11 protein-coding genes, 2 tRNA genes and 1 rRNA gene are annotated in these 15,705 nt (G+C 53.7%); 4 read left to right on the forward strand and 10 right to left on the reverse strand.

Features of this window, described 5'->3' with window-relative positions:
• The 3 genes from EQV24_RS11825 to dnaQ form a co-directional block, all read right to left on the reverse strand.
• Positions 1-5,553 (reverse strand): Ig-like domain-containing protein (locus tag EQV24_RS11825; protein WP_130626624.1); only part of this gene is annotated, 5,553 nt, incomplete at its 3' end.
• A 478-nt stretch (positions 5,554-6,031) separates the two neighbouring features.
• Positions 6,032-6,108, reverse strand: a tRNA-Asp gene (locus tag EQV24_RS11830).
• A gap of 130 nt (positions 6,109-6,238) precedes the next feature.
• On the reverse strand, positions 6,239-6,970 hold the full coding sequence (gene dnaQ / locus EQV24_RS11835; protein WP_013095690.1) for a DNA polymerase III subunit epsilon: 732 nt from the start codon (positions 6,968-6,970) through the stop codon (positions 6,239-6,241).
• Positions 6,971-7,001: 31 nt separating this feature from the next.
• Between dnaQ and rnhA the strand changes: the two genes are divergently transcribed.
• Complete coding sequence (rnhA, locus tag EQV24_RS11840) at positions 7,002-7,502, forward strand: ribonuclease HI (protein WP_223232816.1); 501 nt, start codon at positions 7,002-7,004, stop codon at positions 7,500-7,502.
• On the opposite strand, the gene EQV24_RS11845 is transcribed toward rnhA, so the two are convergent.
• Positions 7,503-8,219, reverse strand: coding sequence for a class I SAM-dependent methyltransferase (locus EQV24_RS11845; protein ID WP_013095688.1), 717 nt, complete (start codon positions 8,217-8,219; stop codon positions 7,503-7,505).
• 32 nt (positions 8,220-8,251) lie between these two features.
• On the opposite strand from EQV24_RS11845, the gene gloB reads away from it, so the two are divergent.
• A complete protein-coding gene (gloB, locus tag EQV24_RS11850) occupies positions 8,252-9,010 on the forward strand; it encodes a hydroxyacylglutathione hydrolase (RefSeq protein WP_029882852.1) in 759 nt (252 codons plus the stop codon).
• Between the two features lie 68 nt (positions 9,011-9,078).
• On the forward strand, positions 9,079-10,443 hold the full coding sequence (gene mltD / locus EQV24_RS11855; RefSeq protein ID WP_013095686.1) for a murein transglycosylase D: 1,365 nt from the start codon (positions 9,079-9,081) through the stop codon (positions 10,441-10,443).
• Between the two features lie 49 nt (positions 10,444-10,492).
• Here mltD and EQV24_RS11860 read toward each other — a convergent pair whose 3' ends face one another.
• The 3 genes from EQV24_RS11860 to EQV24_RS11870 all read right to left on the reverse strand — a co-directional run bounded on the left by EQV24_RS11860 (position 10,493) and on the right by EQV24_RS11870 (position 13,453).
• Positions 10,493-11,266: a class I SAM-dependent methyltransferase gene (locus EQV24_RS11860; protein WP_048971092.1), complete on the reverse strand. Its 774-nt coding sequence runs from the start codon at positions 11,264-11,266 to the stop codon at positions 10,493-10,495.
• Between the two features lie 76 nt (positions 11,267-11,342).
• Positions 11,343-12,140 (reverse strand): endonuclease/exonuclease/phosphatase family protein, encoded by a 798-nt coding sequence (locus tag EQV24_RS11865; protein WP_038420885.1) that lies wholly within the window; start codon positions 12,138-12,140, stop codon positions 11,343-11,345.
• A gap of 137 nt (positions 12,141-12,277) precedes the next feature.
• Entirely contained in the window at positions 12,278-13,453 is a 1,176-nt protein-coding gene (locus EQV24_RS11870) for an MFS transporter (RefSeq protein WP_029882849.1), read from the reverse strand.
• Between the two features lie 104 nt (positions 13,454-13,557).
• On the opposite strand from EQV24_RS11870, the gene yafC reads away from it, so the two are divergent.
• Entirely contained in the window at positions 13,558-14,463 is a 906-nt protein-coding gene (gene yafC, locus EQV24_RS11875) for a DNA-binding transcriptional regulator YafC (protein WP_038982956.1), read from the forward strand.
• A 29-nt stretch (positions 14,464-14,492) separates the two neighbouring features.
• Here the strand turns inward: yafC and dkgB are convergent, their stop codons facing one another.
• The 3 genes from dkgB to rrf form a co-directional block, all read right to left on the reverse strand.
• Positions 14,493-15,296 carry a 2,5-didehydrogluconate reductase DkgB gene (gene dkgB / locus EQV24_RS11880; protein ID WP_130626625.1) on the reverse strand — a complete coding sequence of 268 codons (804 nt, stop codon included), beginning with the start codon at positions 15,294-15,296 and terminating at the stop codon, positions 14,493-14,495.
• A 163-nt stretch (positions 15,297-15,459) separates the two neighbouring features.
• Positions 15,460-15,536: transfer RNA gene (locus EQV24_RS11885), tRNA-Asp, on the reverse strand.
• A 55-nt stretch (positions 15,537-15,591) separates the two neighbouring features.
• A 5S ribosomal RNA gene (gene rrf / locus EQV24_RS11890) occupies positions 15,592-15,705 on the reverse strand; the annotation flags it as partial.

Here is a 15,705-nt window from a genome sequence, read left to right on the forward strand (position 1 = left end):
CCCGAAGCCGCCGGTTGGCTCACTGGTGCGGCCCACGCCGTCGGTGACGGTGGCGGTGAAGTTATGGCTGCCGTCTGCCAGCGCCGTATCCGGCGTGAAGCTCCAGCTGCCGTTGCTGCCCACGGAGGTGGTGCCAATCAGACGACCGTTGTCGTAGATACTGATGGTGCCGCCCGCCACGCCGCTGCTGCCGCTCAGGGTCGGGGTGGTGTCGTTGGTGACATCGCCCTTCTGCAGGTAGTCCGCATGCGGGGCCACGTCGTCATAGACGGTGTCCAGCGTCGGTGCCTGCGGCGGTACGGTGGCCACGTTGATGATGTACTCACCGGACGGACCGGAGACATTGCCCACGCCGTCGGTCTCTTTCGCCGTCAGGGTGTACTTCCCGTCCGGCAGCGGCGTGGTCGGCTCCAGGGACCAGGTGCCGTCGGCCTGCACTTTCGCGGTGCCAATCACCTTGTCGCCGTTGTACACGGTGATGGTGTTGCCCGGCTCTGCGCCCGTCCCCTTGATCAGCGGACGGTTGTCGTCGGTTTCCCCGCCGGAGGCAATCACGCCTGCGGTGTTCACGTCGTCGTAGACTTCGGTGATCGCCACTTTGCTGGCGTCAGGCGCGGTGTAGTCGGTGATCAGTACAAAATCATCTGATTCCGGACCCGTGTTACCGGCCTTATCGGTTGCGGTAGTGGTGATATGGTGCTCACCCTCTGGCAGCGCGGTGGTTGGCGTAAATTGCCAGCCGCCATTTTCGTCCACCATGGTAGAACCAATCAGCTCCCCGTTATCATAGATATCGACACGGCTGCCCGGCTCTGCGGAACCTTTAAAGGTTGGGTTCGCATCATCGGTGGTGCTGCCGCTGCTCAGATCGCCACGGCTGGAGCCGACGTCATCAGTCGCAACACCAATAACCGGTTTTTCCGGTGCCACGGTATCGACAGAGATATCAAAGGACGGAGAGGTCACGTCGTTTCCGGCCGGGTCTTTGGAAATCACGGTCAGGCTGTGATCGCCATCGGCCAGATCCTGTTCAGGGGTAAAGGTCCAGTTGCCATCCGGATCCACCACGCTGGAGCCCAGTACATCGTCGCCATCCATGATGGTTACGGTGCTGCCTGGCTTACCTTTACCGCTCAGTTCAGGACGTGCGTCATCGGTCACAGTGCCTGGCTTCAGGTTGCCCACGATCGGCCCCTGATCATCCACCACTTCACCTACGGTAACCTGGTTTGGATCCGGATCGACGGTGAAGGAGATCCCCGGAGACGGTTCACTGGTGTTGCCAGACGGATCGGTCACGGTAGTGGTGATCTCATGATCGCCTTTAGCCAGAGGCTTATCTGGCGTGTAGGACCATTTACCTTCGTCATCAACGATGACGGAACCGATCTTCTCGTCGTTATCGTAGATGTCCACCACGCTGCCCGGCTCGGCTTCGCCGCTCAGGGTCGGGGACTGATCGTCGGTGGTGTCGCCTGGACCTACCGGCCCCTGCTTGTCGCCCACGTTATCATTGATAACGATATTTTCTGCCGGAGACGGTGCCGCAGTATCGATCACGATCGGGAAGCTGCCGCTGGTGCGCGCGTTGCCCGCTGCGTCAGTCGCCGTGACGGTGAAGGTGTGCTGACCATCCGCCAGCGCGGTATCCGGGGTGAACGACCACTTACCGCTGCTGTCCGCCTTGACGGTGCCAATCACTTTCCCGTTGTCGAGGATAGACACAACGTCGCCCGGTGCAGCGCTGCCGCTCAGGGTTGGGGTGGTGTCGTTGGTGGTTTCGCCTTTCTGCATTGGGCCGACGTGCGGCTCGGCGTTGTCCACAACGCTGTTGATGGACGGCTCGGTGCTGACCGGGATCAGAACGGTAATGTCGTAAGACGGTGCTTCACCCGCTACGCGGTTGCCTACTGCGTCCTGGGTTTCCAGCGTCAGCTGATTAAGCCCTTCCACCAGCGGTGTATCCAGTGCCAGCGTCCAGGTGCCTTCACTGTTGACCACGGCTGAGCCCAGCAGATGTTTGCCGTTAGCATCCGTGCTGTAAACAAAGACGGTGCTTCCCGCTTCACCAATACCATTGATAACCGGTTTGCTGTCATCGGTGATTTCACCGCTGGCCACGTTACCCTGACGGCCACCGACATCATCCATTACGGACGTAATGTTCAGTACATCGCTACTTGCCACTGGTGGGGTGTAGTCGGTCACCAGCACAAAATCATCCGATTCCGGACCGGTGTTGCCCGCTTCATCCGTTGCGGTGGTGGTGATATGGTGCTCACCTTCTGGCAGAGGTGTGGTTGGCGTGAACTGCCAGGCACCGTTGTCGTCCGCAATCGTTGAACCAATATGCTCACCGTTGTCATAAATATCGACACGGCTGCCCGGCTCTGCAGAGCCGTTGAAGGTTGGGTTTGCGTCGTCGGTGGTGCCGCCGTTGCTCAGATCGCCACGAATTGTTCCCACATCATCCGTTGCGGATCCGAGTACAGGTTTTTCCGGGGCGGTCGCATCAACGGTAATATCAAAGGACGGAGAGGTCACCTCGTTTCCGGCCGGGTCTTTGGAAATCACGGTCAGGCTGTGATCGCCATCGGCCAGATCCTGTTCAGGAGTGAAGGTCCAGTTGCCGTCCGGATCCACCACGGTGGAGCCCAGTGCATCGTCGCCATCCATGATGGTCACGGTGCTGCCTGGCTTACCTTTACCGCTCAGTTCAGGGCGGACATCATCGGTCACGGTGCCTGGCTTCAGGTTGCCCACGATCGGGCCCTGGTCATCCACCACTTCACCCACGGTAACCTGGTTTGGATCCGGATCGACGGTAAAGGAGATCCCCGGAGACGGTTCACTGGTGTTGCCTGACGGATCGGTTACGGTAGTGGTGATCTCATGATCGCCTTTAGCCAGAGGCGTGTCTGGCGTATAGGACCATTTACCTTCGTCATCAACGATGACGGAACCGATCTTCTCGTCGTTATCATAGATGTCCACCACGCTGCCCGGCTCGGCTTCGCCGCTCAGGGTCGGGGACTGATCGTCGGTGGTGTCGCCTGGACCTACCGGCCCCTGCTTGTCGCCCACGTTATCATTGATAACGATATTTTCTGCCGGAGACGGTGCCGCAGTATCGATCACGATCGGGAAGCTGCCGCTGGAGCGCGCGTTGCCCGCTGCGTCAGTCGCCGTGACGGTGAAGGTGTGCTTGCCATCCGCCAGCGCAGTATCCGGGGTGAACGCCCACTTCCCGTTGCTGTCCGCCGTGACGGTACCAATCACTTTCCCGTTATCGAGGATAGACACAACGTCGCCCGGTGCAGCGCTGCCGCTCAGGGTTGGGGTGGTGTCGTTGGTGGATTCGCCTTTCTGCATTGGACCGACGTGCGGCTCGGCGTTGTCCACAACGCTGTTGATGGACGGTGCAGTACTCACCGGGATCAGCAGATTGATGTCGTAAGAAGGCGCTTCACCGGCAACGCGGTTGCCCGCCGGGTCCTGCGTCTCCAGGGTCAGCTTGTTCAGGCCTTCCGTCAGTGGGGTTTCTGGTGTCAGGCTCCAGGTGCCATCACTGCCTACCACCGCTGTACCAATCAGATGTTTACCGGAAGAGTCGGTGGTGTAGACAAAGACGGTGTTCCCGGCTTCACCGATACCACTGATGAGCGGTTTGCTGTCATCGGTGATGTCACCGCTGGCTACATTGCCCTGACGATCGCCTACGTCATCCGCAACGGCGGTAATATTCAGAACATTTGCTGAAGCATCAGGCGCGGTAGTGTCAACTTCAAACTCCAGCGCTTCCGAGGGGTCGCTGGTATTGCCCGCCTTATCCGTCTGCGTAACGGTGATGCTGTGATCGCCTTCACCCAGCGGTTTCTCTGGTTTCAGCGTCCAGTTGCCTTTATCGTCAATAACGGTTGTGCCAAGCACCTCGTCACCATCATAAATGGTCACGGTGTCGCCCGGTTCGCCTTTACCGCTGAATACCGGACGGGTTTCATCCGTGACGTCACCGCCTTTCAGCTGGCCCGTAATCGGCCCGGTATTATCCTGGGCATCGGCCATATCCGGTTTGGCTGGCGGCGTGGTATCCACAATAATCTGAATCGGATCGGAAGGATCGCCTTCATTGCCGAGCGGATCTTCCTCAACGACCACGACATTATGTTCACCCTCGGCAAGTTCATCCTTAGGTGTAAATGACCATTTACCTTCGTCGTCGACGATAACCGAGCCGATCTCTTTATCATTGTCTTTGATAATGATGGTATTGCCCGGTGTTCCCTCTCCACTGAAAGAAGGCTGACTGTCATCCGTCACATCGCCCGGTTTGAGCGGACCGGTTACCGGACCGGTATTGTCAATCACCTCAGGCGTTTCTGCTTTTCCCGGAGGTTCAGTCAATACAATAAAATCACGCTCATCAGACGGTTCGCTGACGTTACCCGCTTTATCCGTCTGGCTGACCGTGATGCTGTGGCTACCGTCAGTGAGGTTTTCGGACGGTTTGAAATACCAACGGCCATCCTCGTTAACGGTGGTTTCGCCGATCTTTTTACCGTTATCGTAAATCGCGATCGTTGCGCCAGCTTCACCGGTGCCGCTCATTTCCGGTTGAGGATCGTCGGTGTAAGCATCATCATGAATTTCACCGGTGGTTTTACCCACTTTGTCCATGATGTGTTCAATCGTCGGCGCTTTTGGCGCAACCGTATCAACGACGATGACAATCGGGTCTGATGGAGGACTCGCGTTGCCGTCAGGATCTTTTTCCACGACGGTCAGCTCGTGCTCGCCTTCGCCCAGTGGCTTATCAGGTGTATAGCTCCACTCGCCTTCATCATCAACGATAACGGAGCCAATCTCTTTGTCGTTATCGTAGATATGGATGGTGTCACCAGGCTTACCTTTACCAGTCAGCGTCGGCGTTGAGTCATCGGTCGTATCACCTGATTTTAACGGGCCTTTGATTGAGCCTTCATCATCCATTGTGGTGCCGATGCTCGGCTTATCAGGCGTGGAGTGGTTATCGCCGTCGTCCTTGTCCATCTCAGACAGCGCGAAAGCAGCCCCTACACCCGCCGCCGCAAGTGCAAACCATCCCAGCATGCCAAACAGCATGTCGTTGTCGTCATCCGGGGCCGTCAGAAGAGGCCCACCCGCGCCTAACGGTTCTCCGCCTAACGCCACAGGAGACATGCTGCCGTCAGCCATCAGATAGCCGGTGTCGTAGCTTTCGCCCGACAGAGGAACATAGGCGTAGAGTAATCCATCTTCCGCCATGCCCATCAGCACCGGGTTGTTAGGATCACCATTGAAGTAATCTTCAATAATTATGCTTGGCTGTGTATCGCCTTCCTGGATAATGTGCAGCGCCTTGTCTACGCGCTGCAGCGTAATATTTTCTGGAGCGAAGTCGTCGTTAATATTCTTCAATAAATATTTATTACCGGGGATAAGTTTTACCTTAACCGTCCGGCCTGCATCTGCGGTCAACAACCGAGTTTTTCCGTCTCCGTTATTGACCGCTAAAATGACTTTATTGTCCGTCATACTTAAAGTCCTTGGTGAATTTCACTCACTAAATTGTGGATATATAAACTTTTTTGTTGATACACCCTGAACTACCTTACGTTGAAACCTTTCTGAGATAATTCATGTCCACAGGGTTCATCGACATGATGCTTAAAACTATCATGTCTGACCTCTTTATATGGGTAGGAAAAAACCACGCAACGGTCTACGCCGCATTAGGAATAGTTGACATCAAAAAGCTATTAATGAGTGAACAAGGAAGGAGGAGGAAAAGAATAATTAACGGTTAAGAACTTACACGAAAAGAATAATAAATCAAATTGATTATTTTAATAAAAATAACAGAATGAGATTTTTAATAAAAAATAAATTAAACAGGAACTCAGCCGTTCACCGCGTGACGACAGCAACGGGCCGGGTAGACGAGAGAAATTCAGGATTGAGGAAACGCAGAAATGAAAAAGGCCCACGTTATAAATAACGTGGGCCTGAATAGTGGCGGAACGGACGGGACTCGAACCCGCGACCCCCTGCGTGACAGGCAGGTATTCTAACCGACTGAACTACCGCTCCGCTGTGTTCCCTTGGGAACGAGGCGCATATTACGGTTTGCCTCTGAACTCGTCAACGCTTTTTCTCACGTTTTGAATCGTTTGCTGCAAAAATCACCCGAACGGTGATTTTACAGGCATTCTGGCATGCCTTACGCACGCCACATACAGCTTCCGCCCTTCTTCTGGACCAGATCCAGACGAGATTCGTGGTTGAGAAGCTCTTCATCACTCGCTAAAACAACCCGCAAGCGGCTGGCCTGGCGAACAACACGCTGAATTCCCGCTTCGCCCTGCGTCTGCTGAGATTCATTCTCCATGCTGAACTTCATTGACGTTTGACCGCCGGTCATCGCCAGATAGACATCCGCCAGGATCTGGGCATCGAGCAATGCCCCGTGCAGCGTTCGCTTGGTGTTGTCTATTTCATAACGTGAACAGAGCGCATCGAGGCTGTTACGCTTGCCGGGGAACATCTTCCTGGCCAGCGCCAGGCTGTCAGTGACCTTGCAGAAGGTGTTCGTTTTGGGGATATCGCGCTGGAGCTTACTAAACTCGTAGTCCATAAAGCCGATATCGAACGAGGCGTTGTGAATGACGAGCTCTGCGCCTTTGATGTAGTCCAGAAATTCGTCCGCTACCTCCGCGAAGGTCGGTTTATCCAGCAAGAACTCATCGGCAATACCATGAACGCCGAACGCTTCGGGATCCACCAGCCGATCGGGTTTGAGATAGACGTGGAAGTTGTTCCCCGTCAGACGACGGTTCACCACTTCAACAGCACCGATCTCAATGATCTTGTGCCCTTCGTAGTGCGCGCCGATCTGGTTCATACCGGTGGTTTCGGTATCAAGAACAATCTGGCGAGTAATTGCAGTGCTCATAGCGGTCATTTATGTCAGACTTATCGTTTAACTGAACGTTTCAAATACAGGAAGTCTACCAGAGATGCGTAAACAGGTAGAAATTTTCACCGATGGATCTTGTCTCGGTAACCCAGGGCCTGGCGGCTATGGCGCGATTATGCGCTATCGTCAGCACGAAAAAACTTTTAGTGAAGGGTATTTCCTGACCACCAACAACCGCATGGAGTTGATGGCGGCCATCGTGGCGCTGGAAGCCTTAAAAGAACATTGTGACGTGGTGCTCAGTACCGACAGCCAGTACGTGCGCCAGGGAATCACCCAGTGGATCCACAACTGGAAAAAACGCGGCTGGAAGACGGCAGATAAGAAGCCCGTCAAGAATGTCGATCTCTGGAAACGGCTGGATGCGGCGCTGGGCCAGCATAATATTAAGTGGGAATGGGTAAAAGGCCATGCCGGCCACCCGGAAAACGAGCGCTGCGATGAACTGGCGCGGACGGCGGCCGCTAACCCGGCACATGAGGACGCGGGCTATCAGCCTGAATCCTGATTACGGTTTTCTGTACTGCCGCGTGGCCCCCACCGTCTGGCGGATCGGCGTTTTGGTTTTGCTCTGCTTCATTGGGTTAAGCGTCAGGGGAATGGTTCGCTTACGCGCAACGATAAACTGCATGCAGCCTAATGCGGGCAAATGGGTACTCAGCAAAACGCCCCCTTTTCTGGCCCAGGGCAGTACCTGAAATCCGCCGTAGCTGAGCACTTCAAAATTCAGCAGCGAAAGCCAGTCCAGCTGGCGCATCATGGTGAACATCCGGCTGTTATAAGGAGGAGTGCGGCGTAATACGGGCACCAGCTTGCGCAGCCCCATCAGGCTCAGCGGATTAAACCCGCTTATCACCAGCCAGCCGTCATCTATCAGCACGCGATCGGCTTCACGCAGCATGCGATGAGGATCGCTGCACCAGGGTATCGTATGCGCCAGCAGGCACGCATCAACCGACTTTTCCGCAAACGGCAGGTGTAAAGGGTCTGCCTTCACCTGAACGGGCGATCCGCCGAGAGAGACATGGACCTGATGTGAGATAGCGCAGCTTTCGGTATTGATTTCCGCGCTGAGATTGCCAATCTTAAGCAGGTGAAAGCCATACATTTTCGCGAGCCAGGGCTTAAGCTGTAGTTCTAATGCCTCGCGATAGTATTCACCCCAGGGCAATTCCGCCCAACGTTCCGGTGCTGCGACAGTCTGAGGTATCCTTGCCGGTTTCATCAAAACACCCGCCACGCTATAAGAGGTAATGTATGAATCTTATCAGTATTCCTGCCTTTGAGGACAATTACATCTGGGTTTTAGTCGATGACGCGCGTCGATGCGTCATTGTCGACCCCGGAGAGGCCGCCCCGGTTCTGCAGGCAATAAAAGAGAATGGCTGGCAGCCTGAAGCCATCCTCCTGACCCACCATCACCACGATCATACCGGCGGTGTGCCTGAGCTGCGCGCCCGGTTCCCGCATCTGGTGGTTTACGGACCGGCAGAGGCACAAGATAAGGGAATCACGCAAGTAGTCGAAGAAGGCAAAAATATCCTCATACGTGAGTGGGAGTTTTCCGTATTTGCTACACCAGGTCACACTTTGGGACATCTGTGTTTCTACAGCAAACCTTATCTGTTTTGTGGCGATACGCTGTTTTCTGGCGGCTGTGGCAGACTGTTTGAAGGCACGCCAGCCCAGATGTACCAATCTTTACAAAAAATTAATGCCCTGCCTGACGATACTGTAATTTGTTGCGCGCATGAGTATACATTAGGAAATATGAAGTTTTCTGCCAGCATTTTACCTGAGGATCGTGCGATTCAGGATTACTATCAGAAAGTGAAGGAGTTACGTGCAAAAAACCAAAAAACACTACCCGTAATTCTGAAAAACGAGCGTAAAATTAATTTATTTCTTAGAACAGATGACATTGATTTAATTAATAAAATTAACCAAGAAACAAAATTGCAACAACCAGAACAGCGATTTGCATGGTTAAGGTCAAAGAAAGATAACTTCAGATAATTGCGGGTTGCCTTTTCAAAATTTCGCCGTTATCATCGCTCGTCTTTTAAGCAACTATTGACACACACATGAAGGCAAAAGCGATCTTACTCGCCTCTGTCCTGCTTGTTGGTTGCCAGTCGCAGAACGGCAGCAACGTACAACAGCACGCACAGAGCCTTTCTGCAGCTGGTCAAGGGGAAGCAGGGAAGTTTACAAGCTCAGCGCGTTGGTTGGACGATGGGACATCTTTCGCGCAGGATCAAAACTTGTGGACCTCTATTGGCGACGAGCTAAAGATGGGAATTCCGGAAAACAGCCGGATTCGCGAACAGAAACAGAAGTATTTAAGAAATAAGAGCTATCTCCACGATGTAACGTTACGGGCAGAGCCGTATATGTACTGGATAGCCGGGCAAGTTAAGAAACGTAACATGCCTATGGAGCTGGTACTCCTACCCATAGTGGAGAGCGCTTTTGACCCACACGCGACGTCTGGTGCCAATGCCGCAGGTATTTGGCAGATCATTCCGAGCACGGGGCGAAATTACGGTTTGAAACAGACCCGTAACTATGATGCGCGTCGCGATGTTGTCGCTTCCACGACAGCCGCTCTCGACATGATGCAACGTCTGAACAAGATGTTTGACGGCGACTGGTTGTTAACGGTTGCGGCGTATAATAGTGGCGAAGGTCGTGTACTGAAGGCAATGAAAGCGAATAAAGCACGGGGTAAATCCACCGATTTTTGGTCGCTCTCACTGCCACAGGAAACGAAGATTTACGTACCGAAGATGCTGGCGTTGAGTGATATTCTCAAAAACAGCAAGCGTTACGGTGTACAACTGCCAACACCAGACGAAAGTCGTGCACTGGCGCGCGTTCGCCTCAGCAACCCGGTTGATATTCAACAGGTTGCCGATATGACGGGTATGTCGGTAAGTAAACTGAAAACCTTTAACGCGGGTGTTAAAGGCTCAACGCTGGGGGCGAGTGGCCCACAGTATGTGATGGTTCCGCAGAAACATGCTGAACAATTACGTGAGTCTTTAGCGTCTGGTGAAATTGCCGCCGTTCAGTCAACGCTGATTGCGGATGCATCATCAGTCAACAGCCGCAGCTATAAGGTTCGTAGCGGTGATACGCTTTCGGGCATTGCATCACGTCTTGGCGTGACAGCAAAAGATCTGCAGCAGTGGAATAACCTGCGCAGCTCAGGCCTGAGAGTGGGTCAGACACTGACGGTGGGTGCGGGTAGCAGCGCACAGCGTCTCGCCAATAACAGCGATAGCATTACCTATCGCGTGCGTAAAGGCGATTCACTGTCCAGTATCGCAAAACGACACGGCGTGAACATTAAGGATGTGATGCGCTGGAATAATGATACTGACAATCTGCAACCAGGCGACCAGCTGACACTGTTTGTGAAAAACAGCGCCACGCCAGACTCCTGATTACACGATACAAAGATAAAAAGGCACCGATTCCCCTCGGTGCTTTTTTTTACTTCGCTTTTTGCGCTTCAACCATGATGGTATCGCTGGTAAACGAACCGTCATCCTGCAATTCAAAGTAGGCCTTCACCTCTGAGGAAGCACTGTCCTGATACAACCGGATGGCCTGGCTTAACGCGTCCGGGGTGCGCATACGGGCGATCCACGAACTAAATTCCAGCGGTAAGCGATCGGTTATCAGTGAACGTGAAATTAAACCGGCCTCAGTAATAAACGTTAACCACTCCCCACTGGAATAATCCTGCACGTGCGAGGTGTCACGCAGCGCTTCAACCGTCTGCAGCCAGATGTTCCGTACAGGGTGACCCGGAGACATGACGTCCATAATGATGACGGTTCCGCCCGGCTTCAGCACGCGTTTGACTTCCCGTAATGCCTGGCCGACATCGTGCCAGTGGTGCGCGGAGTAACGGCTGATAACAACGTCAAACGACGCCTCTTCGAAAGGTAAGGATTCGGCATAGCCCTGGCGCGTATCGACATTGTTGAGCCCTTTGGCTTTTGCCGCCTCCGCCACCACCTCCAGCATCTGGCTGGATAAATCATACGCCGTAACCTGAGCCACATGCTGCGCTGCAGTAAAGCTGGCATGCCCTGCTCCGCAGCCTAAATCCAGCACCGTCGCCTGCGGAAACGCCGAGAGACGCTCGCCGAGACGCACCAGATCGCTGCCAGAAGCATGTACGGCGCTGGTCAGATAGGCGCTTGCCTGGGAACCAAACTGTTTTTCGACGTTGTCGTGATGAGAGTGTGTTGTTGTCATTGTACTGTCCTTGCGTTGGTTAAAGTAAAGGGCAGCACTCAACCGGCCTGCCCCACGGCAGACCTGACTCACCATATTAATCAGGTTTGCCGGGACTGAATTCCACTAGTAGCGGGTTGTGATCGGAGGCGCGAGTGACCAGAACAGAGGCATCATGCACGCTCAAACCACGATAGAAAACGAAATCGAGAGGACGACCGAACGCTTTCTTGCGCTGGTCATCACTAAAACGAACTTCACGCAGCGACATCTCCCGCGCAAAGCGATACAGCGCGTTCATGCGTGGACGGCTCCAGGCATTGAAATCCCCGGCCATAATAATAGGCCCACTGTGATGGGCTATCTGGTCACCAATCGGAAGTAACTGCTTACTATACACATCCACGCCCAGACTGAAGTTTACCGCATGGATGTTCACGACCATCAGCAGCCGCGTGTCAGGCAGTGGGTAGACCGTCACCAGCGCCGATTTTGCCAGTCGCAGGATAGGCTCGCGCTCGCGCAGCGGGCAGCAGTAAACCGGATGCGCGGCAGAAAGGGTCATCACGCCAGAGGGATGTTGCGGCAATACAAATGCGGGCACCTGGTCGGCGGCGAGATAGTTAGTGGTCGCAAACCTTACCAGCTCAGGCGTGGTTTGCGCCTCCTGCAGCAGAACCAGATGGGCATCTTTACCAAAGTTCTTGAGGACGGATAACCAATCCGCGCGCTGCTGTTTAAAGATATTCCATACCAGCACCCGAATTTTTTCATCGCTGCTTAACGGTGTACCGGCAGGTAATGCCTGGCTGAGGCTCGCAAACGACCCGGGAGGCAAGATCCTCTCCGCGGGCATTCCGGCAACATAACGCATGGCATAGGTATTTTTTCGCACTTTTGGAAACAACCTCTGTAACATGAACCAGCCCGGAAAACGGACTGGTTCTAATGTTATAGGGATTTTAGGTCACACTTTCAACGCAATTACTGAGAAACCTCTTTCCAGTTTTGTAAGCAAGCACTTACTGAGGTTTAACCAAGCGCTACGCGAGAGGGTTTATCAAGGCGCCCGCTCAGACCAATCAGCAGGAAGGCAACGAGCACAATAACGGCACCAATCCACGGGGTTTGGGTTAATCCAAAGTGCTCCACCGTCTGCCCGCCAACGATAGAGCCGATCGCGATACCAATGTTGAAGGCGGCAATGTTCAGACCAGAAGCCACATCCACCGCATTTGGCGTATAGCGTTCGGCTTTTTGTACCACGTAGACCTGCAGGCCGGGTACATTACCAAAGGCAAAGATGCCCATGACCAGTACCGTTACCAGCGCGGCGTACTGAATCGATGCCGTGAACTGGAAGAGCATCAGCAGAATCACCAGTGCCGCGAAGATAAACTTAAGCGCTGGTACAGCACCATGCTTATCCGCGAGCTTACCTCCCCAGATGTTGCCAATCGCCACAGAGATACCGTACCCCAGTAAAATCCAGCTTACCGCTGCAGGAGAGAAGCCGGCCAGATCCTGCATCATTGGAGCGAGGAAGGTGAATGCCGTGAACACGCCGCCGTAGCCCAGCGCCGTAACGGCATAGATGAGCAGCAAACGAGGATGTGTGAGCACCTTAATCTGATCGCTCAGTCTTGCACTTGTACGGCCGGGAATATTCGACGGTACCAGCAGCAGACTGGCCACCAGTGCAATCACGCCCAGTAAAGAAACAGCGAGGAAGGTTTCACGCCAGCCGAAATGTTGTCCGATGAACGTCCCTAATGGTACGCCGGTGACCAGTGCGACGGTCAATCCGCCAAACATAATAGCAATGGCTGATGCGGCTTTCTCTTTGGGTACCAGGCTGGTTGCAATGGTGGAGCCAATCGAGAAGAACACCCCATGAGCAAGGCCAGTCAGCAGGCGGGCAATGACCAGCGTCGTGTAGTCCGGCGCCTGCCAGGCCAGTATATTGCCGGCCGTGAAGAGCACCATCAGCGCGACCAACAGTTGCTTACGCGGGAATCGCCCGGTTAACGCCGTCAGGACGGGCGCGCCGACAGCGACACCCAAAGCATAGATGGAGACCAACAGCCCGGCTGAAGGTAATGAGATAGCAAGCTGGTTAGCGATGGTAGGAACCAGTCCTACGATAACAAATTCGGTCGTGCCAATTGCAAAGGCACTGATCGTCAGGGCAAGTAGCGCCAGTGGCATAAAATACTCCGTATCATCAGGATTAAGATGACAGGCAGTATGCGCCAGTGGTTAAATAACAAAAATGGTCAAAATCTCAATAGAATTTTGCAGGTGGTGCAACAATGAAAGCAACCTCGGAAGAGCTAACAATCTTTGTCGCCGTCGTCGAAAGTGGCAGTTTTAGCCGCGCGGCAGAGCAGTTAGGGCAGGCAAACTCTGCTGTAAGCCGCTCGGTGAAAAAGCTTGAGATGAAGCTTGGGGTAAGTCTTCTCAACCGCACGACGCGGCAGTTGAGCCTGACGGAAGAAGGTGAACGATACTTCCGCCGGGTGCAGTCTGTCTTACAGGAGATGGCTGCAGCAGAGACCGAGATCATGGAAACGCGCAGCACACCGCGTGGGCTATTGCGTATTGATGCGGCCACACCGGTAGTTCTGCACTTTCTGATGCCGCTGATTAAACCTTTCCGTGAACGCTATCCGGAGATGACTCTCTCTTTGGTCTCCTCTGAGACCTTTATCAATCTTATCGAACGTAAAGTCGATGTGGCGATCCGGGCGGGAACCTTGACGGACTCAAGCCTGCGCGCGCGTCCTCTGTTTGCCAGCTACCGTAAAATCATCGCCTCACCACAATACATCGCTGAACACGGCAAACCTGAAACCGTTGAAGAGCTGAAGCAGCATCTGTGCCTGGGTTTCACCGAGCCAGTATCACTGAATACCTGGCCTGTCGCCTGCCCTGACGGTCAGTTGCATGAGATCACCTGCGGGTTGTCGTCCAACAGCGGGGAAACGCTGAAGCAGCTGTGTCTTGAAGGAAACGGGATCGCCTGTTTGTCTGATTACATGATTGATAAAGAAATTGCGCGCGGTGAGCTCGTGGAGTTAATGGCGGACAAGCGTCTGCCGGTAGAGATGCCCTTCAGTGCGGTTTACTACAGTGACAGAGCGGTGAGCACGCGTATCCGTGCCTTTATCGACTTTCTGAGCGAGCATATAAAAACAGCTCCCGAAGGAGCTGTGTGAGGGTTAAGCGTACAGAGGGCGGGTCAATATTAATCCCAGTCTGGCGCTAAACCTTCCGGGCTCACCAGGCGATCGTTGCACTCCAGGGCAGCGATCGCTTTTTTGTCTTCGTCATCCAGTTGGAGATCCACAGCTAACAGGTTGCTGGCCAGGTTTTCACGCTTCGTTGAAGATGGAATAACGGCATAACCTTCACCCATCGCCCAGGCCAGGATCACCTGTGCAGCCGTTGCGTTATGTTTATTTGCAATACGTGCAATGACCTCATCTTTCAGCGCTTTACCGTATGCCAGCGTCATGTAAGAAGTGATGTGAATGCCGTGCTGTTTGGCCCACGCCACCACATTGCGGTTTTGCAGATAAGGAGAGAGCTCAATCTGGTTGGTCGCAATGTTCTCTGCGCCAACGGCAGCGATGGCTTTTTCCATCAACGGAATGGTGAAGTTCGAAATACCAATTTGACGGGTTAAGCCCTGCTCTTTCGCTTCCAGCAGCGCCTGCATGAATTCTTCTACAGAAACGGCATCATTCGGAGATGGCCAGTGGATCAGGGTCAGATCGACATAGTCAGTACGCAGCTTCTTCAGGCTCTCTTTCTGGCTTGGGATCAGCTTGTCTTTACTGAGGTTCTCGATCCAGATTTTGGTGGTGATAAACAGTTCGTTACGCGGTACACCGCTTTCTTCAATCGCCTGGCCAACCGCAGCTTCATTTTCATAAATCTGCGCGGTATCAATTGCGCGATAGCCAAGCTCAAGGGCGGTTTTGACCGATGCGATAACAACGTCGTCTTTCAGGCGGAAAGTGCCCAGGCCTAATGCAGGGATAGTCATGTCATTCCTCGTTATTCGTAATGTTCGTTAACTGAGGAAGATTATCGCTGCTGGCGTTATGCTGAAAAAGGTCGTAAAACGCAGAGGATTTTTGCTGATTTAGCAATAATTGGGAAGCAGATAAGAAAAAAGCCCTGAGCGTTAACTCAGGGCTTTTAATAAGTGGCGGAACGGACGGGACTCGAACCCGCGACCCCCTGCGTGACAGGCAGGTATTCTAACCGACTGAACTACCGCTCCACCGAAGACTGCTGTAACCGCCGGATTTATGCACCGGCTTAGTACTTAATTTGATGCCTGGCAGTTCCCTACTCTCACATGGGGAGACCCCACACTACCATCGGCGCTACGGCGTTTCACTTCTGAGTTCGGCATGGGGTCAGGTGGGACCACCGCGCTAAAGCCGCCA

Source organism: Enterobacter sp. A8 (assembly GCF_004296595.1).
Classification (GTDB): Bacteria; Pseudomonadota; Gammaproteobacteria; order Enterobacterales; family Enterobacteriaceae; genus Enterobacter; species Enterobacter cloacae.

Excerpts from the sequence above, each read along its gene's own strand:
- dkgB (WP_130626625.1), bottom strand. The coding sequence starts at position 15,296 with ATGACTATCCCTGCATTAGGCCTGGGCACTTTCCGCCTGAAAGACGAC.
- yafC (WP_038982956.1), top strand. The coding sequence starts at position 13,558 with ATGAAAGCAACCTCGGAAGAGCTAACAATCTTTGTCGCCGTCGTCGAA.
- mltD (WP_013095686.1), top strand. The coding sequence starts at position 9,079 with ATGAAGGCAAAAGCGATCTTACTCGCCTCTGTCCTGCTTGTTGGTTGC.
- EQV24_RS11860 (WP_048971092.1), bottom strand. The coding sequence starts at position 11,266 with ATGACAACAACACACTCTCATCACGACAACGTCGAAAAACAGTTTGGT.
- dnaQ (WP_013095690.1), bottom strand. The coding sequence starts at position 6,970 with ATGAGCACTGCAATTACTCGCCAGATTGTTCTTGATACCGAAACCACC.
- gloB (WP_029882852.1), top strand. The coding sequence starts at position 8,252 with ATGAATCTTATCAGTATTCCTGCCTTTGAGGACAATTACATCTGGGTT.
- EQV24_RS11845 (WP_013095688.1), bottom strand. The coding sequence starts at position 8,219 with ATGAAACCGGCAAGGATACCTCAGACTGTCGCAGCACCGGAACGTTGG.
- EQV24_RS11870 (WP_029882849.1), bottom strand. The coding sequence starts at position 13,453 with ATGCCACTGGCGCTACTTGCCCTGACGATCAGTGCCTTTGCAATTGGC.